The sequence below is a fragment of the Brevibacterium sp. Z349TD_9 genome, from assembly GCF_056173565.1.
On sequence record NZ_CM149680.1, the window covers coordinates 1 to 26,893 of the forward strand.

Annotated in this window: 19 protein-coding genes and 2 tRNA genes; 12 read left to right on the forward strand and 9 right to left on the reverse strand. The window is 67.0% G+C overall.

All coding sequences use genetic code 11. The features are described 5' to 3' along the window. The 9 genes from dnaA to AC0VYB_RS00045 all read left to right on the forward strand — a co-directional run bounded on the left by dnaA (position 1) and on the right by AC0VYB_RS00045 (position 11,093). Complete coding sequence (gene dnaA, locus AC0VYB_RS00005; protein ID WP_167559771.1) at positions 1 to 1,614, forward strand: chromosomal replication initiator protein DnaA; 1,614 nt, start codon at positions 1 to 3, stop codon at positions 1,612 to 1,614. A 517-nt stretch (positions 1,615 to 2,131) separates the two neighbouring features. Beyond that, a complete protein-coding gene (dnaN, locus tag AC0VYB_RS00010) occupies positions 2,132 to 3,271 on the forward strand; it encodes a DNA polymerase III subunit beta (RefSeq protein ID WP_193338856.1) in 1,140 nt (379 codons plus the stop codon). Continuing rightward, positions 3,272 to 4,411 carry a DNA replication/repair protein RecF gene (gene recF / locus AC0VYB_RS00015; protein ID WP_063250779.1) on the forward strand — a complete coding sequence of 380 codons (1,140 nt, stop codon included), beginning with the start codon at positions 3,272 to 3,274 and terminating at the stop codon, positions 4,409 to 4,411. It abuts the gene before it with no gap. A 13-nt stretch (positions 4,412 to 4,424) separates the two neighbouring features. Continuing rightward, positions 4,425 to 4,937, forward strand: a complete 513-nt coding sequence (locus AC0VYB_RS00020) for a DciA family protein (protein WP_009376903.1) — start codon at positions 4,425 to 4,427, stop codon at positions 4,935 to 4,937. Positions 4,938 to 5,137: 200 nt separating this feature from the next. Then, the gene (gene gyrB / locus AC0VYB_RS00025) at positions 5,138 to 7,135 is read left to right on the forward strand and encodes a DNA topoisomerase (ATP-hydrolyzing) subunit B (RefSeq protein WP_009376905.1); all 1,998 of its coding nucleotides are present in this window, start codon (positions 5,138 to 5,140) and stop codon (positions 7,133 to 7,135) included. 122 nt (positions 7,136 to 7,257) lie between these two features. Beyond that, positions 7,258 to 9,843 (forward strand): DNA gyrase subunit A, encoded by a 2,586-nt coding sequence (gene gyrA / locus AC0VYB_RS00030; RefSeq protein ID WP_366231624.1) that lies wholly within the window; start codon positions 7,258 to 7,260, stop codon positions 9,841 to 9,843. Continuing rightward, positions 9,840 to 10,673 (forward strand): DUF3566 domain-containing protein, encoded by an 834-nt coding sequence (locus AC0VYB_RS00035; protein ID WP_009376910.1) that lies wholly within the window; start codon positions 9,840 to 9,842, stop codon positions 10,671 to 10,673. The genes gyrA and AC0VYB_RS00035 overlap by 4 nt, the downstream gene beginning before the upstream one ends. 122 nt (positions 10,674 to 10,795) lie before the next feature. Then, positions 10,796 to 10,869: transfer RNA gene (locus AC0VYB_RS00040), tRNA-Ile, on the forward strand. Positions 10,870 to 11,020: 151 nt separating this feature from the next. Further along, a tRNA-Ala gene (locus AC0VYB_RS00045) sits at positions 11,021 to 11,093 on the forward strand. An 86-nt stretch (positions 11,094 to 11,179) separates the two neighbouring features. On the opposite strand, the gene AC0VYB_RS00050 is transcribed toward AC0VYB_RS00045, so the two are convergent. The 3 genes from AC0VYB_RS00050 to AC0VYB_RS00060 form a co-directional block, all read right to left on the reverse strand. After that, complete coding sequence (locus AC0VYB_RS00050; RefSeq protein ID WP_475384905.1) at positions 11,180 to 12,706, reverse strand: multicopper oxidase family protein; 1,527 nt, start codon at positions 12,704 to 12,706, stop codon at positions 11,180 to 11,182. Between the two features lie 187 nt (positions 12,707 to 12,893). Next, entirely contained in the window at positions 12,894 to 13,469 is a 576-nt protein-coding gene (locus tag AC0VYB_RS00055) for a hypothetical protein (protein ID WP_131248437.1), read from the reverse strand. A 97-nt stretch (positions 13,470 to 13,566) separates the two neighbouring features. Next, positions 13,567 to 14,598 (reverse strand): Atu2307/SP_0267 family LLM class monooxygenase, encoded by a 1,032-nt coding sequence (locus AC0VYB_RS00060; protein ID WP_101623301.1) that lies wholly within the window; start codon positions 14,596 to 14,598, stop codon positions 13,567 to 13,569. 206 nt (positions 14,599 to 14,804) lie between these two features. On the opposite strand from AC0VYB_RS00060, the gene AC0VYB_RS00065 reads away from it, so the two are divergent. Continuing rightward, positions 14,805 to 16,301: a DHA2 family efflux MFS transporter permease subunit gene (locus AC0VYB_RS00065; protein WP_101623300.1), complete on the forward strand. Its 1,497-nt coding sequence runs from the start codon at positions 14,805 to 14,807 to the stop codon at positions 16,299 to 16,301. On the opposite strand, the gene AC0VYB_RS00070 is transcribed toward AC0VYB_RS00065, so the two are convergent. After that, on the reverse strand, positions 16,277 to 16,411 hold the full coding sequence (locus tag AC0VYB_RS00070) for a hypothetical protein (protein WP_475384906.1): 135 nt from the start codon (positions 16,409 to 16,411) through the stop codon (positions 16,277 to 16,279). The two genes, AC0VYB_RS00065 and AC0VYB_RS00070, sit on opposite strands and share 25 nt — an antisense overlap. Positions 16,412 to 16,443: 32 nt before the next feature. Continuing rightward, positions 16,444 to 17,649, reverse strand: a complete 1,206-nt coding sequence (locus tag AC0VYB_RS00075; RefSeq protein ID WP_101623299.1) for an MFS transporter — start codon at positions 17,647 to 17,649, stop codon at positions 16,444 to 16,446. Between the two features lie 174 nt (positions 17,650 to 17,823). Here AC0VYB_RS00075 and AC0VYB_RS00080 point away from each other — a divergent pair, with 174 nt between their 5' ends. Then, the gene (locus AC0VYB_RS00080) at positions 17,824 to 18,273 is read left to right on the forward strand and encodes a MarR family winged helix-turn-helix transcriptional regulator (RefSeq protein ID WP_009381257.1); all 450 of its coding nucleotides are present in this window, start codon (positions 17,824 to 17,826) and stop codon (positions 18,271 to 18,273) included. Here AC0VYB_RS00080 and AC0VYB_RS00085 read toward each other — a convergent pair. The 3 genes from AC0VYB_RS00085 to AC0VYB_RS00095 all read right to left on the reverse strand — a co-directional run bounded on the left by AC0VYB_RS00085 (position 18,249) and on the right by AC0VYB_RS00095 (position 22,780). Then, on the reverse strand, positions 18,249 to 20,825 hold the full coding sequence (locus AC0VYB_RS00085) for an excinuclease ABC subunit UvrA (RefSeq protein WP_101623298.1): 2,577 nt from the start codon (positions 20,823 to 20,825) through the stop codon (positions 18,249 to 18,251). The genes AC0VYB_RS00080 and AC0VYB_RS00085 overlap by 25 nt on opposite strands. Positions 20,826 to 20,950: 125 nt before the next feature. Then, positions 20,951 to 21,211 (reverse strand): hypothetical protein, encoded by a 261-nt coding sequence (locus AC0VYB_RS00090; RefSeq protein WP_009381251.1) that lies wholly within the window; start codon positions 21,209 to 21,211, stop codon positions 20,951 to 20,953. Between the two features lie 195 nt (positions 21,212 to 21,406). Next, on the reverse strand, positions 21,407 to 22,780 hold the full coding sequence (locus tag AC0VYB_RS00095) for an NAD-dependent succinate-semialdehyde dehydrogenase (RefSeq protein ID WP_475384907.1): 1,374 nt from the start codon (positions 22,778 to 22,780) through the stop codon (positions 21,407 to 21,409). 368 nt (positions 22,781 to 23,148) lie between these two features. Here AC0VYB_RS00095 and AC0VYB_RS00100 point away from each other — a divergent pair, with 368 nt between their 5' ends. Further along, positions 23,149 to 23,547, forward strand: coding sequence for a VOC family protein (locus AC0VYB_RS00100; protein ID WP_119297209.1), 399 nt, complete (start codon positions 23,149 to 23,151; stop codon positions 23,545 to 23,547). A gap of 272 nt (positions 23,548 to 23,819) precedes the next feature. On the opposite strand, the gene AC0VYB_RS00105 is transcribed toward AC0VYB_RS00100, so the two are convergent. Beyond that, a complete protein-coding gene (locus tag AC0VYB_RS00105; RefSeq protein WP_193338229.1) occupies positions 23,820 to 26,855 on the reverse strand; it encodes an HNH endonuclease signature motif containing protein in 3,036 nt (1,011 codons plus the stop codon). Positions 26,856 to 26,893 lie beyond the last annotated feature (38 nt).

A 26,893-nucleotide genomic window follows, 5' to 3' on the forward strand; every position in this document is an offset into this window, starting at 1 on the left:
GTGTCGAATTCCAAGAACGAGCTCATCGGCCAATGGCAGACGGTGGTCTCTACCCTGGATCAGGACGCCGACCTCACCCGACATCAGAAGAGCTTCCTCTACCTCGCTCTCCCCAAGGCTCTCGTCGACAACGCCCTCGTCCTCCTCGCCGTCCGTGACGAGCATTCGCGCCGCACCATCGAGACCCGTCTCCTCGAGCCGCTGACCAGGGAGTTCTCCAAGGTCATCGGCTTCGACGTGACCTTCGGCTTCGTCGTCGACCCTGAACTCGACGTCCCGATCCGCTTCGACGAACTCATCGACGATGCGTCCGCAGAACCCTCCACCGCTGCCGAGACCACGGCCCCGACGGCATCCGACGCCGCACCCGCCCCGGCCCCCGCCTCGGCGACGGAGATCGACGAACCTGCTGTGGCTCCTCCTGCCGCCCCGGAGCCCTCCCCTGTGGGGAACAGCGCTCCCGCACCGTCCGCGGACACCGCCACCCGACCGGCCGATTCGCGCATCGAGGTCGAGATCGCCGAGGCGACGACCACCCCGACCCCGCCCGTCGACGTTCCCGGCGTCGCCCAGCTCAACCCCAAGTACACGTTCGACACCTTCGTCATCGGCGCTTCAAACCGTTTCGCCCATGCCGCGGCCTTCGCCGTCGCCGAAGCGCCGGCGAAGGCGTACAACCCTCTCTTCATCTACGGCGACTCGGGACTGGGCAAGACCCACCTCCTCCACGCGATCGGGTTCTACGCCACCCAGCTCTTCCCCGAGATCCGCGTCAAGTACGTCTCGAGCGAGGAGTTCGTCAACGACTTCATCAACACGATCGGCTCCTCTCGGACGTCGAACGCGCTGCGCCCGGCCTTCCAGCGCCGCTACCGCGAAGTCGACATCCTCATGATCGACGACATCCAGTTCCTCCAGGGCAAGGACGCCACCGTCGAGGAGTTCTTCCACACATTCAACGCCCTCCACAACGAGGCGAAGCAGGTCGTCATCACCTCCGACCAGCCGCCGAAGATGCTCAAGGGCTTCGAAGAGCGGCTGCGGTCCCGGTTCGAATGGGGTCTGCTCACCGACGTCCAGCCCCCGGACATGGAGACCCGCTTCGCGATTCTGCGCCGCAAGGCCGCCGGCGAGCACCTCGACGTTCCCGACGACGTCCTCGAGTACATCGCCTCCCGGGTCTCATCGAACATCCGCGAACTCGAGGGCGCCCTCATCCGCGTCACCGCCTTCGCCAACCTCAACGACCAGCAGGTCGACGTGTCGCTGGCCGAGACGGTCCTCAAGGACTTCATCACCCAGGACGACACCCCCGCGATCACCGCTGCCGACATCATGGGGCAGACCGCCGCCTACTTCAGCCTCACCCTCGACGACCTCTGCGGGACCTCGCGTTCGCGGACGCTGACGACGGCCCGGCAGATCGCGATGTACCTCTGCCGCGAACTCACCGACCTCTCCCTGCCGAAGATCGGGCAGGCCTTCGGCGGCCGCGACCACACGACAGTCATGCACGCGAACAAGAAGATTCGAACGCAGATGGCCGAGCGGCGGGCGGTCTACACCCAGGTCACCGAACTCACAAACCGCATCAAACAACAGCACCGCCTATAGAAGACGCTATGCACACCTGTGGATAACTCTGGGGACAATTCGACCACAGTGGGGATAACTCTGGGGACGGAGTCCTGCAGCCACGTGGACGGATGTGAACTACACGGCTGTGCTTACCCAGGCGTCCCCGAGCACCAGCCTGCGGTTGCACATCCGATCCACACCCCGACGACGGCAGAGATCCCAGGAGTGCTCTGCGTCCTGACCGTTTCGTCCACAGGTTCCACAGGTGCTGATACTTCTGCTGAATCAATCTCAGGTGACAGGAGGGCGACCGCCATCGTCTGCTGACGATGACGTCATGGGCTCCGCGCTGCTGAGCGAACGATCAGTTCGGTATTCGAACACGTCCCGGAAACCGGTTCTCGGATCCGAGATTCCCAGGCTTCCTCCGCGTGTCCTCCCCGTTCGTTCGGCCGTCCTCGGGTATCGCGGAATCGGTTAGGCTGTGTACAGTTTTCCGAGCACCGTCACGCCGAAGCCGAACGCACATCGGGTGATATCCCGAAGGAGTAAAGTGAACGACGAAGCAACCCCTCTCAAGTTCAAAGTCAATCGCGATGTCCTCGCCGACGCCGTGACCTGGGCGACCAAGACCCTCCCCAACCGCCCCTCTGCTCCCGTCCTCACCGGAATCCTCATCACCGCCGAGACCGGCGGGACCGTTCGCCTCGCCGTCTTCGACTACGAAGTCTCCTCGCGGGTCGAGATCTCCGCCGAGGTGGTCTCGCCCGGCACCGTGCTCGTCTCCGGCCGCCTCCTCGCCGACATCTCCAAGGCCCTGCCCAACCAGGAGGTCACGCTCGAGCAGATCGGCTCGAAGGTCGACGTGACGTGCGGATCCTCGCGCTTCTCCCTGATGACGATGCCCGTGGCCGAATACCCCTCGCTGCCGCAGGTGCCCGACGACTCCGGCACCGTCTCCGCCGGCGAATTCCAGAACGCCGTCTCCCAGGTGACGATCGCGACCTCGAAGGACGACACCCTGCCGATCCTCACCAGCGTGCGCGTCGAGATCGAGGGTGAGAAGGTGACGCTGCTCGCCACCGACCGCTACCGGCTGGCCGTCCGCGAATTCACGTGGAATCCCGGGCGCCCCGACGTCTCGGCGGTCGCTCTGCTGCGCGGTCGCACCCTCTCCGACGTCTCGAAGTCCCTCGGCGGTGACGTGACGATCGGTCTGAGCACCGATTCTGGCAAGGATCTCATCTCGTTCACCTCGGCGGGACGGGTGACGACCTCGCTGCTCGTCGAGGGCGAGTACCCCAAGGTCCGTTCGCTCTTCCCCGACTCCGTGCCGATCCACGCGATCGTCGAGACCGCAGTCCTCCGCGAAGCCGTCCGCCGTGTCTCCCTCGTCGCCGAGCGCAACACCCCGCTGCGCTTCGAGGTCACCGACGGCCTGCTCACCCTCCACGCCGGCACCGGTGACGACGCGCAGGCGTCTGAGGCCGTCGAAGCCGTCCTCGAGGGAGAGCCGATCACCGTCGGCTTCAACCCGCACTACATCGCCGAGGGCCTCGCCGCCATCGAGAGCCCGTACGTGAACTTCTCCTTCACCCAGCCGATGAAGCCCGTCATCATCTCCGGGCAGAAGGACCTCGAGGCCTCGGCCGACGAGTCGTATCGCTACCTGCTCATGCCCACGCGCATCTGAATGTGGATATCCCGACTCTCGCTGCGTGGCTTCCGGTCGTACCCTGAGCTCGATCTCGAGTTCGCGCCCGGGGTGACGACCTTCGTCGCCGACAACGGCACCGGCAAGACGAACGTCGTCGAGGCGGTCGGGTACCTCGCGCACCTGCGCTCGCATCGTGTGGCCTTCGACGCCCCGCTCGTCAATGAGGGCGCGAGCACGGCGACGGTCTCCGCGCTCGTCAACCGCGGGCAGCGGCATGCAACGGTCGAGGTCTCCATCCAGTCCAAGGGTGCGAACCGGGCACGGGTCAACCGGTCCCCGGTGCGGATCAGGGAGATCCTCGGGCTCGTCTCCGCCGTCGTCTTCGCCCCCGAGGACCTCAGCCTCGTCCGCGGGGAGCCGGCGGAGCGGCGTTCGTGGATCGACACCCTCGTCGTCGCCCGCAATCCCCGCTTCGCCTCGGTGATCACGGACTTCGATCGGGCCCTCAAACAGCGCAACGCCCTGCTCAAGCGGCTGCGCGAGGACCGCGATCCCGGACTCGAGGCGACCCTCGACATCTGGAACATGGCCTACGCCGACTCCGCCGCCGAACTCGTCTTCGGTCGTCAGCGGGTGCTCGCCGACATCGTCGCCCCGCTGCAGGAGAACTTCGCGTACATCGCCGCCGATGCCCGCCTCGAACGGCAGGGAGTCACGGTCGCCTACGATTCGCGCATCGACTACTCGCAGGTCGCCTCGGCCGCCGAGGCGAAGGAGCTCCTCCTCGCCGCCCTGGAGAGGAGACGGACGACGGAGATCGAACGCGGACTCACTCTCCACGGACCCGGCCGCGACGACATCGCCCTGATGATCGGCTCCCACCCGGCGAAGGGCTACGCCTCCCACGGGGAGACGTGGTCGCTCGCGCTCGCCATGCAGCTCGCCGGCTGGGACCTGCTCAGCGCCGACGCCGGAACGCCCGCCGAACAGCCGATCCTCGTCCTCGACGACGTCTTCGCCGAACTCGACACCGGTCGACGCAGCCGGCTGGCCTCGCGGATCACCGAGGCTGAACAGGTCCTCGTCACCGCGGCCGTCGATGCGGACCTGCCGGACGGCCTCGGCGGTGAGCGCATCGGCCAGGCGGCCCTCCTCGGCGCGGGAGCCCAGCGATGACGGGAGGCCGGGCATGAGCGGGATCGAGCGGGATCCCTCGACCCCTGTCGCCGCCCTCGAAGCCCTCGACCGGGTGCGCCGGATGGAGGTCACCGAGGCGCGGTTCATCCGCGGGCGCCGCCGCTCCCGCGTCCGCACGGACGTCACCTACACCTCGGCGGGCAAGGACAGGCGGGACCCGACGTCGATCTCCTCGGTCCTCGGCGGCTTCATCGCCACCCAGGGGTGGTCGTCGTCGATCGACATCGGCAAGGTCCTCGGCCGCTGGTCCGACCTCGTCGGCGAACAGGTCGCCCGGCACGCCACTCCCGTCGACTTCTCCCCGCCGCTGCTCGTCATCGCTGCGGACTCGACGACGTGGGCCACGCAGCTCCGTGTCCTGCGCCCGACGATCCTCCGTGCCCTCGAGGCGGGACTCGGGTCCGCGACGATCACCGAGCTCGAGATCCGGGGGCCGCAGGGACGCAGCTTCAAGAAGGGCCGGCGCAGCGTGCGCGGGCGGGGTCCGCGGGACACCTTCGGGTGAGCTCGGACGCTGCCGACGACCCCCGAACCCGGAAATCCACAGAAAGCCACCAGCGGCCATAGCCGGGTCCCATCGTGTCCGGGGGTACGTCAGCCGGTCGGAAAAAGCGGGAGAGGACGTTTCTGGGCCGCTTGCGGGCATTTCTGTCCGCCGCGCGGTAGAATGGACAGCTGATAGCGTTCATTTGCACGAGGAGTCACATGACGACCGAGGAACAGTCCCACTACGATGCCGGGGATATCACGGTACTTGAAGGTCTCGAGGCAGTCCGCAAACGTCCAGGCATGTACATCGGGTCGACCTCGGAGCGTGGTCTCCACCACCTCGTCCAGGAGATCGTCGACAACTCCGTCGACGAGGCGATGGCCGGGTACGCCGATGACATCGATGTGACGATCCTCGCCGACGGCGGCGTGCGCGTGGCCGACAACGGACGCGGAATGCCCGTGGCGATGCACCCGACGGAGCACAAGCCCACCGTCGAGGTCATCCTCACCATCCTCCATGCCGGCGGCAAGTTCGGCGGCGGCGGCTACGCCGTGGCCGGCGGTCTCCACGGCGTCGGTTCGACCGTCGTCAACGCGCTCTCCGAGCGCCTCGACGTCGAGGTCATGCGCGACGGCTACCACTGGACGATGGACTTCCGCCGCGGCGTGCCCACCGGTGAGCTCCAGCGCGGAGAGCCGACGGAGGCGACCGGGACGATCGTGACGTTCTGGCCCGATGCCGAGATCTTCGAGACGACCGACTTCTCGTACGAGTACCTGCGCGCCCGCTTCCAGCAGATGGCGTTCCTCAACAAGGGCCTGAAGATCCGGCTCATCGACGAACGCCACGTCCAGGTCGACGACGACAACGTCCAGATCGACGAGGACGAAGAAGCCGAGGCGAAGCCGCGCGAGGCGACGTACCTCTACGAGCACGGGCTCCTCGACTACGTCCAGTACCTCAACTCGGCGAAGAAGGTCGACCTCATCAACCCCGACATCATCGTCTTCGAAGCCGAGGAGGCGGGGCAGACGCTGTCGCTGGAGATCGCGATGCAGTGGACGACGGCGTACAGCGAGTCCGTCCACACCTACGCCAACGTCATCAACACGCATGAGGGCGGCACCCATGAGGAGGGCTTCCGCACGGCCCTGACCTCGCTGGTCAACGCCTATGCCCGCGAGCAGAAGCTGCTGCGGGAGAAGGACCCGAACCTCACCGGCGACGACATCCGCGAGGGCCTGACCGCCGTCATCTCCGTCAAGGTCGGCGACCCCCAGTTCGAGGGCCAGACGAAGACGAAGCTCGGCAACTCCGAGGTCAAGGGCTTCGTCCAGCGCGTCGTCCGCGATGAGCTCGGCCACTGGTTCGAGTCGAACCCCGCCCAGGCCAAGGACGTCGTCCGCAAGGCGCTGCAGGCCTCGCAGGCCAGGCTCGCCGCGCGGAAGGCCCGCGAGGCGACCCGTCGCAAGGGTCTGCTCGAGACCTCCGGCATGCCCGGCAAGCTCAAGGACTGCCAGTCCAAGGACCCGGACATCTCCGAGGTCTTCATCGTCGAGGGCGACTCGGCCGGCGGGTCCGCCGTGCAGGGCCGCAACCCCTTCACGCAGGCGATCCTGCCGCTGCGCGGCAAGATCCTCAACGTCGAGAAGGCCCGCCTCGATCGGGCCCTGGGCAACAACGAGGTCCAGGCGATGATCACCGCCTTCGGCACCGGCATCGGCGAGGAGTTCGACCTCGAGAAGCTGCGCTACCACAAGATCATCCTCATGGCCGACGCCGACGTCGACGGCCAGCACATCACGACGCTGCTGCTCACGCTCATCTTCCGGTACATGAAGCCGCTCATCGAGCACGGATACGTCTACCTCGCGATGCCGCCGCTGTACAAGATCAAGTGGTCGAACGCGCACTACCAGTTCGCCTACACCGACAGGGAGCGCGATGCGCTCCTCACCGCCGGCAAGGCCGAGGGCAAGCGCCTGCCCAAGGAGCAGGCGATCCAGCGCTACAAGGGTCTGGGCGAGATGAACTACGAGGAGCTGTGGGAGACGACGATGGATCCCGACACCCGCCTGCTCAAGCAGGTCACCCTCGACGACGCGATCGTCGCCGACGAGATCTTCACCGTCCTCATGGGCGACGACGTCGACTCGCGTCGCCGCTTCATCCAGGAGAACGCGAAGGACGTCCGCTTCCTCGACATCTGAGCACGACCTCGCCGAGGTGGCCCCACCTCGGCGAGGGATCCGCTGTGCATTCCATCCGCCGCCGTTCGCGTCCGCAGAGATGACGCCAGAAGAACGGTTCGAACACAAGGGAAGAGCCCACATTGGCTGACGAATTCGAAACACCGACCGAGATCAACCGGGTCGAACAGGTCGATCTCAACCTCGAGATGCAGAGGTCGTACCTCGACTACGCGATGAGCGTCATCGTCGGGCGCGCACTGCCCGACGTCAGCGACGGCCTCAAGCCCGTCCACCGCCGCGTCCTCTACGCGATGTACGACGGCGGGTACCGTCCCGACCGGAACTTCTCGAAGTGCGCCCGCGTCGTCGGCGACGTCATGGGTCAGTACCACCCGCACGGCGACTCGGCGATCTACGACGCCCTCGTCCGCCTCGTCCAGCCGTGGACGATGCGCTACCCGCTCATCGCCGGCCAGGGCAACTTCGGCTCGCCCGGCGACGACGGTGCCGCGGCGCCCCGGTACACGGAGTGCAAGCTCGCTCCGCTGGCGATGGAGATGGTCCGCGACATCGACGAGGACACCGTCGACTTCCAGCCCAACTACGACGGCCGCAGCCTCGAACCGGTCGTCCTGCCCTCGCGGTTCCCGAACCTTCTCGCCAACGGTTCGGCCGGCATCGCCGTGGGCATGGCGACGAACATCCCGCCGCACAACCTCCGCGAACTCGCCGCCGGCGCTCAGTGGCTGCTCTCCCACCCCGAGGCGACGAAGGAAGAGGCGCTCGAAGCCCTCCTCGGCATCGTCAAAGGCCCCGACTTCCCGCTCGGCGCCACAATCCTCGGCCACAAGGGCATCGAGGACGCCTACCGGACCGGTCGCGGTTCGATCACCCAGCGCGCCGTCGTCGAGGTCGAGGAGATCCAGGGTCGGACCTGCCTCGTCGTCACCGAGCTGCCCTACATGGTCAACCCGGATACCCTCGCCGCGAAGATCGCCTCCTACGTCAAGGACGGCAAGGTCGCCGGCATCGCCGACCTCCGCGACGAGTCCTCGGGCCGCACGGGTCAGCGGCTGGTCATCGTGCTCAAGCGCGACGCCGTGGCCAAGGTCGTGCTCAACAACCTCTACAAGCACACCTCGCTGCAGGAGAACTTCTCCGCGAACATGCTCGCGCTCGTCGACAACGTGCCGCGCACCCTCTCCCTCGACTCGTTCCTGCGCCTGTGGGTCAAGCACCAGATCGAGGTCATCGTGCGCCGGACGAAGTTCCGTCTGCGCAAGGCCGAGGAGCGCGCCCACATCCTCCGCGGCTACCTCAAGGCCCTTGACGCCCTCGACGAGGTCATCGCCCTCATCCGCCGCTCCCCGTCCTCGGAGGAGGCGCGGGCGGGACTGATGGAGCTCCTCGAGGTCGACGAACTCCAGGCCAACGCCATCCTCGATCTCCAGCTGCGCCGCCTCGCGGCCCTCGAGCGGCTGAAGATCCAGGAGGAGTCGGAGAAGATCGAAGCCCTCATCGCCGAGTACAACCTCATCCTCGAGACCCCCGCCCGGCAGCGGGAGATCGTCTCCGAGGAGCTCGACGAGGTCGTCGAACGCTACGGCGACGACCGGCGGACGAAGATCCTCGCCGGCTTCGATGGGGACGTGTCGATGGAGGACCTCATCCCCGAGGAGGAGGTCGTCGTCACGATCACCCGCGGCGGGTACGCCAAGCGGACCCAGTCGACGCTCTACCGCGCGCAGCACCGCGGCGGCAAGGGCATCAAGGGCGCCCAGCTGCGCGGCGACGACGTCGTCGAGCAGTTCTTCGTCACTTCGACGCACAACTGGCTCCTCTTCTTCACCAACACCGGACGCGTCTACCGGGCCAAGGCCTATGAGATCCCTGAGGGTTCCCGGGACGCGAAGGGACAGCATGTTGCGAATCTCCTGGCACTTCAGCCGGGTGAGACGATCGCGAAGGTGCTCTCGATCCGCGACTACGACGAGGCGGAATTCCTCATCCTCGCGACCAAGTCCGGAGTCGTGAAGAAGACCCGCCTGAGCGAGTACGACTCGAACCGCACCGGCGGCGTCATCGCCATCAACCTCCGCGAGTACAAGGGCGAGCCGGACGAACTCGTCTCCGCCCGCATCGTCTCCTCCGAGGACCACCTGCTCCTCATCTCGCGCAAGGGGATGTCGATCCGCTTCGCTGCCGATGACGATTCGATCCGTCCCCTCGGCCGCGTCACCGGCGGTGTCACGGGCATGAAGTTCAAGGACGACGACGAACTGCTCACCATGGACGTCGTTCAGCCGGGCACGTACGTCTTCGTCGTCACCGAGGGCGGCTACGCCAAGCGCACCCCGGTCGATGAGTACCGTGTGCAGGGCCGCGGCGGCCTCGGCATCCGAGTTGCGAAGATCACCGAACAGCGCGGAGACTTGGTGGGCGGCCTCATCGTCGACGAGGGTGAAGAGGTCCTCGTCGTCATGGAGCGCGGTAAGGTGGTGCGGTCGAACATCGACGAGGTTCCTGCGAAGGGACGCAACACCATGGGTGTGGTGTTCGCGAAGCCGGGAAAGAATGACCGTATCATCGCAGTAACCCGTGGACCCGAGACCGCGGTGGAAGACGAAGACGAAGCCGAGGCAGTCGAAGCTGAGGTCGTGGCACCGGAGGCGGAGACGCCTGAGGCCGTCGAGACCGAGACCGGCAGCGAGGATGTGGAAGAGTGAGCGACAACAAGCAGACAGGACCCGGCAAGATCATCAGGACGTCGAGCGGATCGACCCGCCTGACCGCCGGCTCCTCGAAGACCGACTCCTCGTCCGGCTCCTCAGGCTCTGCGGGCGCCGGCAACCGCTCGGGGGGATCCAAGCCCGCCGCTGCCCCGAAGACGGGCACGACGTCCACTCCCGCCTCGGCGAAGGGATCGCGGACCGACGACAAGTCGACCGTCGTCGCCCCTCCTGCCCCGAAGGCCTCACCGAAGCCCGGACGGGCCCCCTCCACGGGCTCCGGTCCTGCCACGGCCGCGGCGTCGACCGCCTCGGCGGAGACCTCAGCGGCAGGCCAGGGCACCGGCAGCGGTCCGGCCACCTCGGTGATGGGCAACGTCGCGAACACGGTCCGGGCGAGCTCCGGGGGCGTGAAGATGGGCGTGAAGAACATGGTCGACAACGGGAAGGGAAAGAAGAAGAAGGGTCCCCGGACCGTTCGCCTCACCGTTGCCGCCGTCGACCCGTGGTCGGTCATGAAGATGTCGTTCCTCATGTCCGTGGCCATCGGCATCGCCACAATCGTCGCCTTCGTCGTCCTCTGGGTCGTCCTCCAGGCCACCGGAGTGATGAGCGGACTCGAGGCCACGATGACAGAACTCGCCGGTGCGGAGTCCGCTGAGCGCCTCATCGGCATCTTCGGCTTCGGTCGGGTCGTCGCTGCCGGCTTCATCATCGCGATCATCAACATCGTGCTCATGACGGCGCTGTCGACCCTGGCTGCGTTCATCTACAACATCGGCTCTCTCATCGCCGGCGGGTTCCACCTCACCCTCACCGACGACTGACGAAGTGTCCGTCCCCGGACGGAATCGACGCGGATCCGCGGGCTGTGAGGCGTGTCACGGCTCGCGGATTTGTGCAGGGGATGACCGGTTCGGTATATTTTTACTTCGGGTTCACCCCGAAAGGGCCTATAGCTCAGGCGGTTAGAGCGCTTCGCTGATAACGAAGAGGTCCCTGGTTCAAGTCCAGGTAGGCCCACTTCCTTTCGAGGAGGATCATGAAGAAGTGGATTCTCTCCGGGCTCACGCTCGTGGGGCTGGGAGTGTTCTTCCGGTGGCGGCACACGAATCAGCGTGCCCAAGCCGAGTGGTCAAAGCACACCGATTCGGTGTAGGGTGATTACCCACCTGGGGGTATGGCGCAATTGGTAGCGCATCTGCTTTGCAAGCAGAGGGTTAGGGGTTCGAGTCCCCTTACCTCCACTCGAGTAGTTTTGAGACAGCACTCGTAACACGAAGGCCCCGAACCTGATGGTTCGGGGCCTTCGTCGTGGTCGGCCAGTCGAGAGCTACGCCTGGTAGGCGATCACCCCCATCATCCCGGCCTCTCCGTGGTAGACGTTGTGGCAGTGGGTGAGCCACCGACCCGGGTTGTCCGCGTCGAAGTCGACGGTCAGGGTCGCCCCGGGCAGGACGATCGACGTGTCCTTCCGTGGGCCTCCGCCAGCGAGCTGATACGTGTGCCCGTGGAGGTGGATGGGATGCCACATGTCTGTGTCGTTGACGAAGCGCACCCGCACCCGGTCGCCCTCGGAGATGCCCCACGCGTTCTCGAGCGGTTTCGCATGGTCGAAGCGGTTCCCGTCGAAGGCCCAGTCGTATTTCGCCATCGACCCGGTGAGCCGGATGGTGATCTCCTCATCGGGCGTCCTCGACGGCAGCGCCACTGACTTGGCGGCGGTGAGCACCTCGGCCGTCAGCGGCGCGGCCCCGAACTCGGGGAGGTCACCGTCGAGGGCGGGAGGCTGCCCGGACCCCGCCCGGAGTAGAGCATGCGTGCGCTGGGTCTTGCCCTCCGCCTCGGCGACGAGGGCGAAGACACCGTCTCCGACGGTGACGATCGCGTCATACCGCTCGCCCATGCCGAGGAGCAGCGAGTCGGTCTCCGTCGGCTCGACGGGGAAGCCGTCGGTGTGGGTGACGGTGAGGCGGTGCCCGGTGAGGGCGAGACGGAACGCGGTGTCGCCGCCGGCGTTGATGATGCGCAGGCGGATCCGCTCGCCCGGCTTGGCGGTGAAGGTCTCCGGGTCGTCGGGACCGCGGCCGTTGACGAGGTAGTGCGGGTAGAACACGTCGCCGGCATCGCCGCCGAGGACATCGGAACTCGCGCCCATGAGGGTGTTGCCCATCCGCATCGGCCCGCCCATGCTGCCGTGGTCCATCCCGCCCATGTCCCCCATGCCGCGGGTGAGTTCGGTGAGGACCTCGTCCGGGGTCGCGGTGACGCCGTCGAGCCAGTCGTCGAGGATGATCACCCAGTCGCGGTCGTAGTCGAGCGTCTCCTCGGGGTCGTCGACGATGAGGGCGCCGTAGAGTCCCCGGTCGAGCTGAGCGCCGACGTGCGGATGGAACCAGTAGGTTCCCGGATGCGGGGCGATGAAGTCGTACGTGAAGTCACCGCCTGCCGGGACCGGTTCCTGAGTGACCGCGGGTACGCCGTCCATGTCGTTGCGCAGTGCGAGTCCGTGCCAGTGGATCGTCGTCTCCTCCGGCAGGCGGTTGCGCAGGGTCGCCTGGAGGCGGTCACCGGCGTTCATGCGGATGACGGGAGCGGGGATCTCCCCGAAGCTCCACGTCTCCGCGGTGGTCGTGCCGAGGGTGAGGGTCGAGGCGGCCGCGGTGAGGGTGACGGTGACGGTCTCGCCGGTGGTCTCGCGGTCGGCTTCGGCGTCGTCGACGCGCTGTGAGGCAGGGTCGAGGAAGTCGCCTCCCGAGGCCTGGGCGGCGCAGCCGGTGAGGGCGAGGACGCCGAGGGCTCCGGTGAGGAAGCCGCGACGATGCAGCGGACGCGAGTTGAGAGGTCGGTTGCCGGTCATGGTGTGTTCTCCAAATCAGTTGGATCGTGCTCACGGTGAGCGGGCGGTGCAGAGGCGCACAGGCGTGCAGCCGCTGAGGCGCGTCGGCGCGGTGTGCGGCGTGAGCCGAAAGAGGTTGGGTCGTGGTCGCTCACGGGAGCGTGATCGAGGTGTCGCCGGCCGGGAGGTGGCCGGCGACGATCACGGCCTACGTCCGACTGATGGAGAGAACGGTGAGACTCGGCGCGTGCGAGTCCGGAGGTGCAGGGATGCGCGCGATGACCGGGCGCGACCCGGCCGTGTCACCGCGCGGGAGGCGGAACACCGTCCCCCGGGACCGGGGCAGGAGGAGGGAGAGGACGATCGCGGCCAACGCGCACATGAGCATGACGATGCACGGGGTGAGCGGATCGTGGTCACCGGCGCACGGCATGTCGGCGCAGGTCACGGCGGTGATCTCGTCGTTTGCGGAGATCTGCCCGACGTCGGCAGGCTGATGCCCGCCCATCGCCGAGGCGGCTCCCGGTGCCGCATAGCCCGACGCACCGTGGGAGGACCCCGACATCCCGTGCGCGGTCGACGTCACGGACCCCGTCATAGCGCCCGACATCTGGCCGGACATCGCGTCCGACATCTCCCCGGCGTGGGGCAGCGCGAGCAGGCCCGCGGCCATCGTCAGCGCCGCGATGAGGAAGAGGACCATGCGCACCGACGATGGGCGCCTGCGGGAACGCGAGGGCGCTCCCGAGACGCGCGCAGCGGTTGCAGATCCTGATGAACTCATACCCAGTCAGGGTATCTGCTCGCGCGGCGTCGGGCAACGACGACGCGGTCCCCGAGCCGCCGGCGGGGTCGGTTCAGCAGCCGGCTCAGCATCCGGCTCAGCTGCCGGCGAGCATGTCCTTGACCATGGGCACGACCTTCTCGCCGTAGAGGCCGATCGAGGTCTGCCGCGTCTCGTGGGTGACCTTGCTCTGGTCGTACTTGAGGTCGAAGCGGTCGATACCGAGGGCCGTGATCGTCGTCGCGATCTTCTTCGCCACCGTCTCGGGCGAGCCGACGTAGAGCGCGCCGGTCTCGATCTCGGCCTCGAAGTCGCCGGGCTGCGGGGGCGGCCACCCGCGTTCGCGGCCCATCCGCCTGCGCATCGCGGTCCACCCGGGTTCGACGATCTCGCGGGCGAGCTCATCCGACTCGGCGACGAGACCGGGCGAATGGACGGCGATCGGCCGGTGCTCGATGCCGTATTCGTCCTGGGCACGGTGGAAGAGGTCGATGTAGGGGGCGAAGCGCTCGGGCTGCCCGCCGATGATCGCGAGGAAGAGACTGAACCCGTACTTCGCTGTGCGCACCACCGACTCGGGGCTGCCGCCGACCCCGACCCAGGCCGGGATGGGCTTCTCGGTCGAGGGGAACACCTGCTGGTTCGACAGCGCGGAGCGTGTCGTCCCCTGCCAGGTCACGGGCTGGTCCCGCAGGAGCTTCGCGAGGAGCTCGAGCTTCTCCTCGAAGAGGACCTCGTAGTCGCTCAGGTCGTATCCGAAGAGCGGGAACGATTCGATGAATGACCCGCGGCCGGCGACGATCTCCGCACGCCCGTTCGAGACCGCGTCGAGGGTCGCGAAGCGCTCGAAGACCCGCACCGGGTCATCCGAGCTGAGCACCGTGACCGCGGATCCCAGTCGGATCCGCTCAGTGCGTCCCGCGATCGCCGCGAGCACCATCTCGGGGCTGGAGACCGCGAAGTCGGGGCGGTGGTGCTCACCGACTCCGAAGAAGTCGAGCCCCACCGAATCGGCGAGCACGCCGTCGGCGACGACGTCGCGCACCGTCTGCGCATGGGTGATGAGTTCGCCGTTGTCGTCCTCTGTGAGCGCACCGAAGGTGTCGAGCCCGAATTCCACATCTGCCATGCCCTGCCAACGCCGAGGCGGGACAAAAGATTCCGTGTCCGTGCCGTGTGGGAGCCTGAAGGCTGAGCGGCCTGCGCCGGCGACGACGAGCGGAGTACTGTGAGAACGGTGGGAGAATTTCCCCACCACCCGGAATAAAGCCGCACGGACGCGCCGTTGCCTGCTGTGTCTGCCTGAAATCCGCCTCTTCCGATCGGAGACCAGACTTGTCGAGTGACAAGAACACCGCCCAAGCACCGTCGTCCCACGACGATGTGATCGACCCGGCGGGGATGCGGGTCATCTGGCTCCTCCTCGTCGCCGCGTTCGTCGCGATCCTCAACGAGACGACGATGGCGATCGCCATCCCGGAGCTCAACCGTTCGCTCCACATCCCGCCTGAACTCGGGCAGTGGCTGACGAGTGCGTTCATGCTCACCATGGCCGTCGTCATCCCGACCACAGGGTTCCTCCTCCAGCGGTTCACGACACGGCAGGTCTTCCTCACCGCGATGATCCTCTTCTGCCTGGGCACACTCATCTGTCTGCTCTCGCAGGGCTTCCCGATGCTCCTCGTCGGACGCGTCGTCCAGGCGGGCGGCACCGGCATCATGATGCCGCTGCTCATGACGACGATGATGAACGTCGTCCCGCCGCATCAGCGGGGACGCATGATGGGACGGGTGAGCCTCGTCATCTCACTCGCTCCGGCGATCGGACCGACGATGTCGGGCATCGTGCTCGACTCCCTCGGCTGGCGCTGGCTCTTCGGCATCGTCCTGCCGATCGGGCTCATCGCCCTCGGTCTCGGTGCGAAGTGGATGACCAACCTCGGCGAGACCACCCACGCCCCGATCGACGTCGTCTCGATCATCCTCTCGGCGTTCGCCTTCGGCGGCATCGTCTTCGGCCTCAGCCAGTTCGGCGGCGGCGAATTGGGTGCCGGCGCCTCGGCCGGAACGGGCCTGGCCTGGGCGTCGATCGCCGGGGGGCTCGTCTTCCTCGGACTCTTCGTGTGGCGTCAGCTCGTCCTCATCAGAGCCGATCGGGCGCTGCTCGACCTGCGCGTGTTCACCTCGCGCAACTACGTCCTCTCGGTCATCATCATGGCGGTCGTGGCGCTGTCGATGTTCGGCACGCTCTCCCTCCTGCCGCTCTACCTCCAGAGCGTCGTCGGCCTCAATGCGACCCAGTCGGGCCTCGTCCTGCTCCCGGGATCGGTGCTCATGGGCCTTCTCGGTCCGGTGATGGGCCGCATCTATGACGCGAGAGGCCCACGGACGCTGCTCATCCCCGGCACGATCCTCATCGCCTCGGCGATGTTCGCGTACTCGAACGTCGGAATCGGCACCCCGATCTGGGTCCTCGTCATCATCCAGATCGCGATGTCGCTCGGACTCGCCGGGTCGTTCACGCCGCTCTTCTCGGCATCGCTGGGATCGCTCGAACGGCGTCTGTACTCCCACGGATCCGCTGCGCTCAACACCCTGCAGCAGGTCGCCGGCGCCGCGGGCACGGCGCTGCTCATCTCGATCTACTCGGCGGCTCTGCACGCGGGCCAGGCCGCCGGCAAGAGCGTCGCGGAGGCCGGGGCTCCGGGGGCTCATTCGGCGTTCCTCCTCGCTTCGGCGATTGCGCTCGTCCCCGTCGTCCTCGCCTTCTTCATCAAGAAGCCCGAAGACCAGAAGACGCCTGACGATCACGCGGTCGCCCTCGAGAGCTGACCTCGGCGGCCTCGGCGATCGGGGCGAGCATCGACGGTGAGGCCGTCGAACTCGCCCTCGATGCTGCCGAGGCGATCCGGTTCGAGAGCTGAGGTGTCGGAGTCCGGCACCTGGTGCCAGAGGCTGGGTCAGACTCTCGGGCTCAGGCGCTGATGTCCGCGGTCACGGGAGTCTCGGCGACCGCCTGCTTCCGACGCAGCTCGCCTCCCCGACCGAGACCGGCGACGAGGAAGACGACGAGACCGGCGAGGGTGACGAGCGCTCCGGCCCACAGAGGTGAGGCGTAGCCGAGCCCTGCGGCGATCGTCAGGCCGCCGACCCATGCGCCGAAGGCATTGCCGACGTTGAAGGCCGCGATGTTCGCGCCCGAGCCGAGCGTCTGGGCACCCTCCGAGTGGCCCATGATCCGCATCTGCAGCGGCGGGACGGTTGCGAACCCGAAGCCGCCCATGAGGAAGAGGGCGACGATCGTCGCAATCTGGTTGCCGGCGACCTGCGAGAAGACGGCGAGGATGACGATGAGGCCGATGAAGAGGGTGAGCAGGGTCGCGCCGAGGTTCCTGTCCGCAGCCCTGCCGCCGAGGAAGTTGCCGACGAAGAGGCCGACGCCGAAGAGGACGAGCAGCCACGGAACCGTCGAGGCCGCGAATCCGCTCACACCGGTGAGGGTGAAGGCCATGTAGGTGAAGGCGCCGAACATGCCGCCGTAGCCGAGGATCGTGATGAGGATCGACGCCCATACCTGAGGCGAGCGGAAGATCCGGAACTCGCTGAGGATGCTGCCCGTCGAGGTCGAGTGGACGCTCTCCCTGGGGACGAGCGTGACGATGCCGATGAGGGCGATGATGCCGATGACCGAGATCGCCCAGAACGTCGAACGCCACCCGGCAGCCTGGCCGAGGAACGTGCCGAGGGGAACGCCGAGGACGTTCGCGCTGGTCAGACCCGCGAACATCATGGCGATCGCCGCAGCCTGACGGTTGGGAGCAACGAGACTCGCGGCGACGACGGAGCCGATGCCGAAGAACGCTCCGTGGCAGAGGGCCGCGACGATCCGGCCGATCATCATCATCTCGTAGCTCGGCGCCATCGCGGAGAGTGCGTTGCCGAGGATGAAGAGGACCATGAGTGCGATGAGTGCGGTCTTCCGGTTGACGCGGGTGAGCGCGACCGTGAGGAGGATGGCGCCGACGGCGACAGCGAGCGCATAGCCCGAGATGAGATAGCCGGCCACGGTCTCGGTCACCGCGAAGTCCGCCGCCACTTCGGGCAGCAGACCCATGATGACGAACTCCGTGAGTCCGATGCCGAACCCGCCGATGGCGAGGGCGAGCAGTGCGAGGGGCATGGAAGGTCCTTCCGATGGGAATGAGAAGTGGTTGGTCGGGTGGTCCGCGGACGGTGCACCCGCAATATGCGGCGTGCGCAGTAGTTGCACACGCATCGATATAGATACTTGCACACGCGTTCTATCTGCGCAAGTCGTGTATCATGGAAGGACGAACGAAGTGAGGAGAAGCACGTGGGGATCAGGGACGACGCGGTGGAGATCCGGGCCCGGGGCTGGCGCACGCTCGCGGCCCTGCACGGACTCATCGACACCGAGCTCGAGCGCAGCCTGCAGCGCGAGCACGGGCTTTCGGTCGTCGAATTCACCGTGCTCGACGCGCTGAGCAGGCAGGACGGCTGGCATATGCGGATGCGACAGCTCGCCCGCGCGGCAGCGCTGTCCTCGAGTGCGACGACGCGGCTCGTCACCCGACTCGAGGACCGCGGTCTGCTCACCCGCATCCTCTGCGCCGACGACCGGCGCGGCATCTACACCGAGCTCACTCAAGCAGGTGAGAAGCTGCTCGCCGCAGCCAAGCCGACGCATGATCGAGTCCTCGAAGAGGCGCTCGCCGAGGCACGCGAGACCCCGGAGCTCGAACCTCTCGTCTCCGCGCTCTACGCCGAAGCGCCGGTCGCCTGAGCCCGGCGGGTGCGGGCCTCGTGCAGGTGCGCACCGGTGAGGCTCTCTGCCTCCTCGGCGAGATCGACCGGGGTGCCCGTTGCGACGATCTCACCGCCGTTGTCACCGGCCCCCGGACCGAGGTCGATGATCCAGTCGACGATCGAGAGCGTCCTCAGGTCGTGATCGGCGATGACGACCGTGTTGCCCGCGTCGACGAGGAGCTGGAGCTGACCGATGAGCATGTCGATGTCGGACGGGTGGAGACCCGTCGTCGGTTCGTCGAGGATGTAGAGGCTGTGACCGCGCGCTGAGCGGTGGAGTTCGGAGACGAGCTTGATCCGCTGCGCCTCCCCGCCCGAGAGCGTCGGCGCCGACTGACCGAGGCTGACGTAGCCGAGTCCGATGTCGGCGAGCAGGGTGAGGATCTTCGCCGCCGGCGGCACATCGGAGAGGAACTCGGCCGCCTCGTCGACGGTCATCGCGAGGACATCGGCGACCGACCTCCCCCGGTAGGTGACCTCGAGGGTCTCCGGGTTGTAGCGCTTGCCGTGGCAGACCGGGCATGGGGCGGTCTCCGTGGGCATGAAGAGGAGTTCGATGCTCACGACCCCGTCTCCGAGGCAGTTCGGGCAGCGCCCCTCGGGCTGGTTGAAGGAGAACCGTCCGACGCCGAAGCGGCGTGCCTTCGCTTCCGGCTGGGCGGCGAAGAGCCTGCGGACGGTGTCGAAGAGTCCCGTGTAGGTCGCCAGCGTCGACCGGGAGGTGCGGCCGATGGGACGCTGATCGACGACGATGACGCGATCGATCGCCTCGAGGCCCGTCGTCGATGCGGTCGCCAGCTCGTCGTTGCCGAGGTCCCAGACCGGCACTCCGTGGGAGATCTCCTCGGCGATCTCGACGGACTGCGGGTTCCTCTCCTCGTCGGCGGTCACCTCGGCGAGGTCGAGGGTGGTGCGGACGGCATCGGCGAGTGCCGTGAGCACGGAGGTCTTCCCCGACCCGGAGACTCCGGTGATCGCGGTGAACGCATGGAGGGGGAGGCAGACGTCGATCCCGGTGAGATTGTGGCCGGTGACGCCGAGGAGGCCGATCCACTCGGTGAGCGCGCGGGGAGCCGGTGGCGACGGCGGCAGCGGAGGAACCGGACCGAGGTAGCGGGCGGTGACGGATTCCGCCACCTCGGCGATGCCGTCGGCCGGACCGTTGTAGAGCACGCGTCCGCCGTAGCGCCCGGCCCCGGGACCGAGGTCGACGATCCAGTCGGCGGCGCGGATGACGGGGGCGCTGTGCTCGACGACGAAGATCGTGTTGCCCTCGTCTCCGAGCCGGCGCAGGGCACCGAGGAGGAGCTCGAGGTCGGCGGGGTGGAGTCCCGCCGAGGGTTCGTCGAGGACGTAGAGGACTCCGAAGAGCCCGCTGCGCAGCTGCGTGGCGAGGTGGAGGCGTTTGAGTTCGCCGCTCGAGAGCGTCGAGGTGGGGCGGGCGACCTCGAGGTAGCCGAGGCCGAGGCCGATGAGAGTGCCGAGCTGGTCGACGAGGACGTCGATGAGGGCCTGGGCGGCCTGGTTGCGTTCGACGGAGAGCTCCCCGGTGGCCGGGTGGGTGCGGGCGTTCTCGAGGAAGGAGACGAGCCCGGTGAGCGGAAGGCGGGCCGCCTCGGCGATGTCGATGCCGGCGATCGTCACAGCCAGGGCTTCGGGGTTGAGGCGTTTGCCGTGGCACGTGGGGCAGAGCCTCTCCGTCATGAAGGATGCGGCAGTTGCGCGCATCCGCGCCGAGGCGGAGTCGGCGAAGGTGTGCTCGACCCAGCGCTTGGGGCTCATGTACGTGCCCTTGTAGCCCTCCTTGACCTCGACCGTGGGCTGGTCGTCGGTCGTGAGCACCCATTGCCGGGTGTCAGCGGGGAGGGAGTCGAAGGGGACGTTGATGTCGATGCCGAGGTCGCGGAGCACCCGACGGTTGTTCTTGCCTCCGAAGGCGCCCGGCCAGGCGACGATCGCTCCGTCGTCGATGCTCAGCGACGGGTCTCCGACGAGGCGGTCCTCGTCGACCTGGAGGAGGCGGCCCATGCCCGAGCACGTCCGGCACGCGCCGACCGCGGTGTTCGGGGAGAAGCTGTCGGAGTCGAGCGGGGCGGCGTCGCGGGGGAAGGTGCCGGCGAGGTCGGCCGGTCGATAACCCTCGGGGTATGTGCCGGAGCGGGAGTAGAGCATGCGGAGGACGTTCGAGACCCGCGAGACCGTACCGACGGTCGACCGGGTGCTGCCCGACTGCTGCTGTTGGAGGGCGACGGCGGGAGGGAGTCCGGTGATGACGCGGACGTGGGGAGCCGAGCCCTGGTCGATGAGGCGGCGGGCGTAGGGGGCGACCGACTCGAGGTAGCGCTGGCGGGACTGGGTGTAGATCGTGCCGAAGGCCAGCGAGGACTTGCCGGATCCGGAGATCCCGGTGAACGCGACGACGGTGTCGCGGGGGATGTCGAGGTCGACGGCGCGGAGGTTGTGTTCGCGGGCGCCGCGGACGGCGATGTGTCCGGCGACGACGTCGCTGGTGAGACGATCGGCGGTCATGGGTTCGATCCTAACGGCGGGGGTCTTCATCCTATGAAGCAGGTGGAGACGACTCCGGCCGACAGCGAATGCTTCGCTGTCGGCCGGATGCGGTCGATGTCTGTTCCGTGGAGGGGAACCGTGCTTCAGGAGTTCTCGTCGCGCTCCTTGTCCGCCTGTGAGAGGTCGCTGGCGGCCACGGAGCGGACCTCCTCGGAATCTCCGTCACGGGTGAGGTCGCCGGCTTCGGAGGCGACCCAGGCACTCGTCTCGCCGCCGCGGTCGTCGGACTGACGGAGGACGCTCGCTGCGACGGAGCGCTCCTCCTCGGTGGCGTTGGGATCGGACATGATGCGAGCGGCTTCGGATGCGCTGACCGAACCGGATTCTGAGGTGTTCTCGGACATGTGCTGACCTTTCTCGACTGTGGGGCGGAAACCCCCGTGGGGCTGTGGGTCGGACCCCTGTGGATGGGTGTTCTGTCTGGCATCGGCCAACTGGGGGAGTCCACAGCTTTGAGCCAATTCACATTGTTGAATGTGAAACCGTGGCGGGCCCGGTCAGACGCACAGCGTGAGTGGACAGCGATGTGCCGTGGTCCCTCAGGGGTGGACGCGGATGAGGTGCTCGTTGGTGAACGCCCGCAGAGCCCATTCGGCGTTCTCGCGGCCATAGCCGGAGCGGTTGATGCCGCCGAAGGGGTATTCCGGTCCCGACTCCATGTGGGAGTTGACGAAGCTCATGCCCGCGTTGATCTTCGCGGCGAAGCGCTCGCCCTTCTCGAGGTCGTCCGTCCACACCGAGCTCATGAGCCCGTACTCGGAGTGGTTGGCGATCTCGAGGGCGTCCGCTTCGTCTTTCGCCCGGTAGATCATCACGGCCGGACCGAAGAGCTCGTTGCATCCGAGGTCGGAGTCCGGGTCGATGTCGGTGAGCAGGGCCGGGGACATGAACCAGCCGGGACGGTCGAGCTTCTGCCCGCCCGTGTGCAGTGTCGCGCCGTTCTCGACGGCCTTCGCGATGCGCTCGACGATCTCATCTCGTGCGCTCTCCGAGGACAGCGGCCCCATCCCGACCTCGGGATCATCGAATGTCGAGACCTTCGTCGCCTCGACGGCCTTCTTCGCCTCGGCGACGAATTCGTCGTAGAGCTCGTCGACGACGATGAAGCGCTTCGGGGAGGTGCACACCTGTCCGGCGTTCGTCAGGCGGATGCCGACGACCTTCTTCGCGAGTGCGGGAACGTCCGTGGAGTCGAGGTCGACGAGGGGGTCGTTGCCGCCGAGTTCGAGGACTGAGCGCTTGAGGTACTTCGCGGCGATGCCCGCGACCGAGGCACCGGCCGCTTCGGACCCGGTGAGGGAGAAGCCCTTGACCCGCGGATCCTTGAGGACCTCCTCGGCGTGGGAGCTGTCGAGGTAGATGTTCTGGTACACGCCTTCGGGCAGGCCCGCCTCGACGAGAAGGTCGGCGAAGTACTGCGAGGACACGGGACAGATCGAGGCCTGCTTCATGATGATCGCGTTGCCGACGACGAGGTTCGGGATGACGAAGCGGGCGATCTGGTTGTAGGGGAAGTTCCACGGCATGATGCCCAGCAGCACGCCGAGCGGATCGTGGCGGACGTAACTGCGGGCGGCTCCGGCGGAGGGCAGTTCGGTGGGGTTGAGGTATTTGTGGGCGTGGTCGGCGAACCAGCGGGCGGTGCGGGCGACCTTGTCCACCTCGGCGAGGCCCTGCTGCTTCGGCTTGCCCATCTCACGGCCGATGATGTCGGTCATCTCATCGGCGATCTCATCGACGAGGTCGGCGAACCGTCGGAGGATCGCCGAGCGTTCGATGAGGGGTGTGTCCTTCCACGGCTCAAAGGCGGTGTGGCCGCGGTCGATGTAGCCAGGGATCTCCTCGACGGGGACCGAGGGGAACTCCTCCTCGACTTCGCCGGTGTTGGCATTGGTGAGTGCGAACTTGCTCATGGACGATCCTTTCGCGATGGAGGTGGGGACCTCGGTGAGGCGGTGTCCGCAACGAGGGCGGAATCCCCGTGTGGACTCCTCGGTGGAAATCCTCGTTGAGACTCCCCTTTCGAGGGTATGCCTCTTAAGGGAACACGGGGAGAGGGTGAGGAATTCCTGAAACGCCGCTTGTCGGATTCCTCGAACCTCGCCGAGGTGATCCCGGACAGACAGCGGCACCGGCCATTGTGCGGGGCTGGGGCTCCGAGGTCACTGCGGCGATGAGGCTCCGCGCTGAATGTGCAGGGCTCGTGGAACCGCCGCGGCGTGGGCCTCCAGTGACGACGATGGGGTTCCGCGGGGACGGTCGCGGGCATAGGGTGGGCAGCATGGAGAGAGTGAACGGAATCGGCGGATATTTCCTGCGTGCCAGCGATCCCGATGCACTGTCGGCCTGGTACCAAGACCGGCTCGGGGTCGACACCACCGAGGGAGTGTGGCGGCAAGAGGCGGGGCCGACCGTCGTGGCGGCGTTCGAGGCGGAGACGGACTACTTCGGCGAGCGTGCCGACGGGTTCGGGCGACAGCAGACGATGCTCAACTTCCGGGTCGACGACCTCGACGCGATGCTCGAACAGCTCCAGGCCGCCGAAGCGGACGTCGACGATGAGATCCAGGAGATGGAGGGCATCGGCCGCTTCGGTTGGGTGACCGATCCCGAGGGCAACCGGATCGAACTGTGGGAGCCGGCGCCCGAGACGCTGGGGGATCCTGACGTGGAGGGCTGAGACCGTCACAAGTGGTTCAGTCGGAGCGGTCGGCTCAGTCGACGCTGACGACTGGCCTCACTGCTGACGGTGAACTCGTCGCCGACGCTTGAATCCAGCGCCGACGCCCCATTCCTCTGCCGCCGCTTGATTCCACTGCCAAGATCACCTCAACGTCGACCGATAGATATCTGGTGTGTCCGGCATCGGCTCCGCGCCGCCTTGCAGATGACTGTGCAGACACGTCGACACTTCGCGACAGCGTTCATCGGCGCAATGCGGTGCCTGTTTCCTCAGAACGGTGGTGGGTCGGTGACGGGGTCGTGGTCCCAGTTGATCACCGGGGGTGGCTGTCGGGTGAAGCTGGTGTCGTACTCCGTGACAGGACCGCGAGTCACGAATCCCGGTCCGGCGTTCGCGGTGGTTGGGTTCGCGGTCGTCGGGTTCGTGTTCGCGCTCGTCGCGCTGGGATCCGGCGGCGTGGTGTCGAGATTCGCTGTCGCGGGGTGTCCCGAGGTCGACGATGCGTCGACCGTGCTCTCCCAGGGAGCACGGGTATCGCTGTCGGGATCGACGGCTAGGGTCCAGGGGTCGACGCTCGGTGGCACTTGGGGAGTCGACGCGACGGAGGACTGACGGGTCGTTGTCCTGCGGGTAGGCGACGTCGTCGGGGTAGGCGAGGTCGTTGTCGGTGTCGAGTAGCCTGTCGGGGTTCTGCGGGGTTTCGGTTTCCGCCCACCCGCTTTCCGCCGTCGGGCTGGTTGTCGTTTGGCGTCGGTGGCGGCTCGGAGTCGTTTCGCACGCTGGGCGATCGCGTGCTTGCGCTGTTGGGCCAGGCTCCGGTGTCCGGTGATCGGTTCGACCGGCCCCAACGGGTGATGCCCGAGGGGTGGATCCGTCTCACACAGACTCCTCCCCGTACACCAGATCAACGACGACGACCGTGCTGACGTGCACCCTCGCTCAGCGTCTGTGGCAGCGTAGGGGTCACTCGTTCCTGGTGGCAGGGCCTTCATCCGCACCGGGTCATGCCCGGGTGGCAGACAGGCTGGGAAGACGGCGTGTTCCCAATCCATGGCGTGTTCGAGACGCAGACGTGCCCGTGCCGCATTCGATGCCTCGGTAGCCTCCCGCAGCGCTTGGTCACGGGCAGCGACTTCCGCGATCCGTCGCTGTTGTGCTCTGTGCTCCTTGACGTGTTCTCTCGTGGGTGGAACTTCAATGATTGCGGGTTCGTCCGGGACGTCATGGTCGGGGGTCACCCACCGGCAGGGTCGCATCCGGGCCAGATCAGCGAATGCCAGGGCGTGGTCGATGTCGATGGGCTGGTCAGGGGCCTCGATTGTGGTCATCAGCCCGTGGGGGAACTCGTAGGCGATCCGACTCGTTCCACTGCCCCGGTCGTTCATGTCCACGGCGTATCGGCGTGCGGTCTTCACCGCGTGGTGTTTCTTGCATAAGGGGTGGAGGTTGCCGAACTGGGTGAGCCCACCCTGGATGGGGTCGGTGTGGTTGAACGGGTCGACGTGATCGATCTCGGTCTTCTCCGCCGGTCTCGTGCAGCCGGGGAAGGTGCAGGTGGCCCATTGGTTGATCAGGGTCCGCCTGACGGGTTTCGGGATCGCGTAGGTCAGTGCTTGGGCGTCGAGTGGGGTGCCGGTGGCCGGGTCGGTGAGGATCCGGGTCAGTGTCGGGGCACCGGCGGCAATGCGACGGGCGGTCTCTGCCGGGATGGGGGACCCGTCAGCAAGGGTGCCGGGGAGGTTCGCGTCGCCGGTGAGGGTGAGGAAGGGGACGGTGACGATGACACCGGCCTGGTTGCGCATCGCCTCAGGCCCGGATTCCATGTCCACGAGGATGGCGTACTCGAGTACTACCGGTTGGGGGCGCCCATTCGGGAAGAACGATGCCCCCGGCGGGTAGGGGGACTCAATGGTGGTGGCTGCAGGGTCGGTTCCATCTGGTTCGGTTCCCCGTGCTTCGATTCCGTTCGATGCGGTTGCTGAGGCGTGGGTGCCGACCGGCGGCGTCTGCGTTTGTGCCGCTTTGGATTGGTCTGCGGCTGGGGACAGCGATGCGGCAGTGCCGGTCATGTTCGCCTCGGCTGCACGGTCGGGGGTGAGGAGGTCGGTGAGTCCGCTGATGGTGGTGTCGTCATAGTGAAACCGGGGTTCCCCCTTCTCATCGAGGAGGGGTGTCTGCCGGTGGGTTTGGATGCCGGTGATGGGGTCGAGTTCTCGGACTCGGATGGCCAGTTTCGGGTGGGGGCGTAAGAACATGTCGCACATGAGGGCGCTGATGGTGCGCTCGTCGATGATCTCCACCCCGGCCGGGAGGTTGAGGGTGCTGGTTTGGCCGTTGTGGATGGCACGGGCCATGGCGCTCACGCGGGCGTAGGCGGCATGGATCTCATCGGCCGGTGCTGTGATGGACAGGCAGGCGGTGCCGTTGCCGAAGGTATCGACGTCGACGCGGCGGCGTTGCGCGGCGATGTGGGACCGGTCGTCGGGGGTTTGGAGGAGGTGGATGAGTTTGCGCAGCCCGGTGCGCAGGGTGTCACTGGTGACATCGGCACGTCTCGTGGCCAGGTGCTGGTCGAGGCGGGGGAGGTGTTCGAGGGCCACGGTTTGGCACAGGTCGGCGGCGGTGATCATGTGGGCGAGGGTGAACTCGCCGGAGCGGGCACGGGCGGTGAAGCGGGGGAGTCCGTGGATGAGGGTCACAGCTTGGGTGAGGTGGCGGTAGGTGCGGGCGGTGGTGGTGCCGAGGATCGTGGAGATCGCCCCGAGGTGCTCGGTGGCCACGTGGTCATGGACCCACGCTGAGAAGGTCGTGTCGGGGGTAAATCCGGGGAAGTCGGGCAGGTCCTGGATTGTGGGGTGTTCGATCGTCGAGTCTGCCGGTGCTGAAAGCCGGGGTGATCCTGATTCGTCAGCGGGGACGGGGACGTGACCGGAATCTGCGGGTGCGGAAGGGGCAGTGTTCGATGTGGCGTCGGCTGATTCAGGTCGGGTAGGGGCATCGTTTGCGACGTGGCTGGAGTCCGGTTGTCCGTTGTGGCGGTTGAGGGTTTCGGCGATGGTGGCGAACCGGTACGGGGTTCCGTCGGTGGGGGTGGGGTGGTCGTGGTCGTGGATGATCTCGGCGAGGATGTGGCCGGCGGTGAGTTCGAAGACGTGGAGTTGGGCGAGGTCGACGGTGGTGGAGGCGGTGGCGAGGTCGGTGAGGTTCGATCCCAGGTACAGGGTGTAGCGCGACGAGGCGACCGGGTCGGGGGTGCCCGTGCCGGGGTCGTCGGGTCCGCTGAGATCAGCGGTGGTGTCGCGCATGGTGTGTCACCTGTCTCTGACGTCGTTGTCGGGGAAGA

What these genes read in the sequence shown, in the direction of transcription:
- AC0VYB_RS00090 (WP_009381251.1), bottom strand. Translation starts at nt 21,211, where the DNA reads ATGTCCGAGAACACCTCAGAATCCGGTTCGGTCAGCGCATCCGAAGCC.
- AC0VYB_RS00105 (WP_193338229.1), bottom strand. Translation starts at nt 26,855, where the DNA reads ATGCGCGACACCACCGCTGATCTCAGCGGACCCGACGACCCCGGCACG.
- AC0VYB_RS00020 (WP_009376903.1), top strand. Translation starts at nt 4,425, where the DNA reads ATGAGCGGGATCGAGCGGGATCCCTCGACCCCTGTCGCCGCCCTCGAA.
- AC0VYB_RS00085 (WP_101623298.1), bottom strand. Translation starts at nt 20,825, where the DNA reads ATGACCGCCGATCGTCTCACCAGCGACGTCGTCGCCGGACACATCGCC.
- AC0VYB_RS00100 (WP_119297209.1), top strand. Translation starts at nt 23,149, where the DNA reads ATGGAGAGAGTGAACGGAATCGGCGGATATTTCCTGCGTGCCAGCGAT.
- AC0VYB_RS00055 (WP_131248437.1), bottom strand. Translation starts at nt 13,469, where the DNA reads ATGAGTTCATCAGGATCTGCAACCGCTGCGCGCGTCTCGGGAGCGCCC.
- AC0VYB_RS00050 (WP_475384905.1), bottom strand. Translation starts at nt 12,706, where the DNA reads ATGACCGGCAACCGACCTCTCAACTCGCGTCCGCTGCATCGTCGCGGC.
- AC0VYB_RS00095 (WP_475384907.1), bottom strand. Translation starts at nt 22,780, where the DNA reads ATGAGCAAGTTCGCACTCACCAATGCCAACACCGGCGAAGTCGAGGAG.
- gyrB (WP_009376905.1), top strand. Translation starts at nt 5,138, where the DNA reads ATGACGACCGAGGAACAGTCCCACTACGATGCCGGGGATATCACGGTA.
- AC0VYB_RS00075 (WP_101623299.1), bottom strand. Translation starts at nt 17,649, where the DNA reads ATGCCCCTCGCACTGCTCGCCCTCGCCATCGGCGGGTTCGGCATCGGA.
- AC0VYB_RS00060 (WP_101623301.1), bottom strand. Translation starts at nt 14,598, where the DNA reads ATGGCAGATGTGGAATTCGGGCTCGACACCTTCGGTGCGCTCACAGAG.
- recF (WP_063250779.1), top strand. Translation starts at nt 3,272, where the DNA reads ATGTGGATATCCCGACTCTCGCTGCGTGGCTTCCGGTCGTACCCTGAG.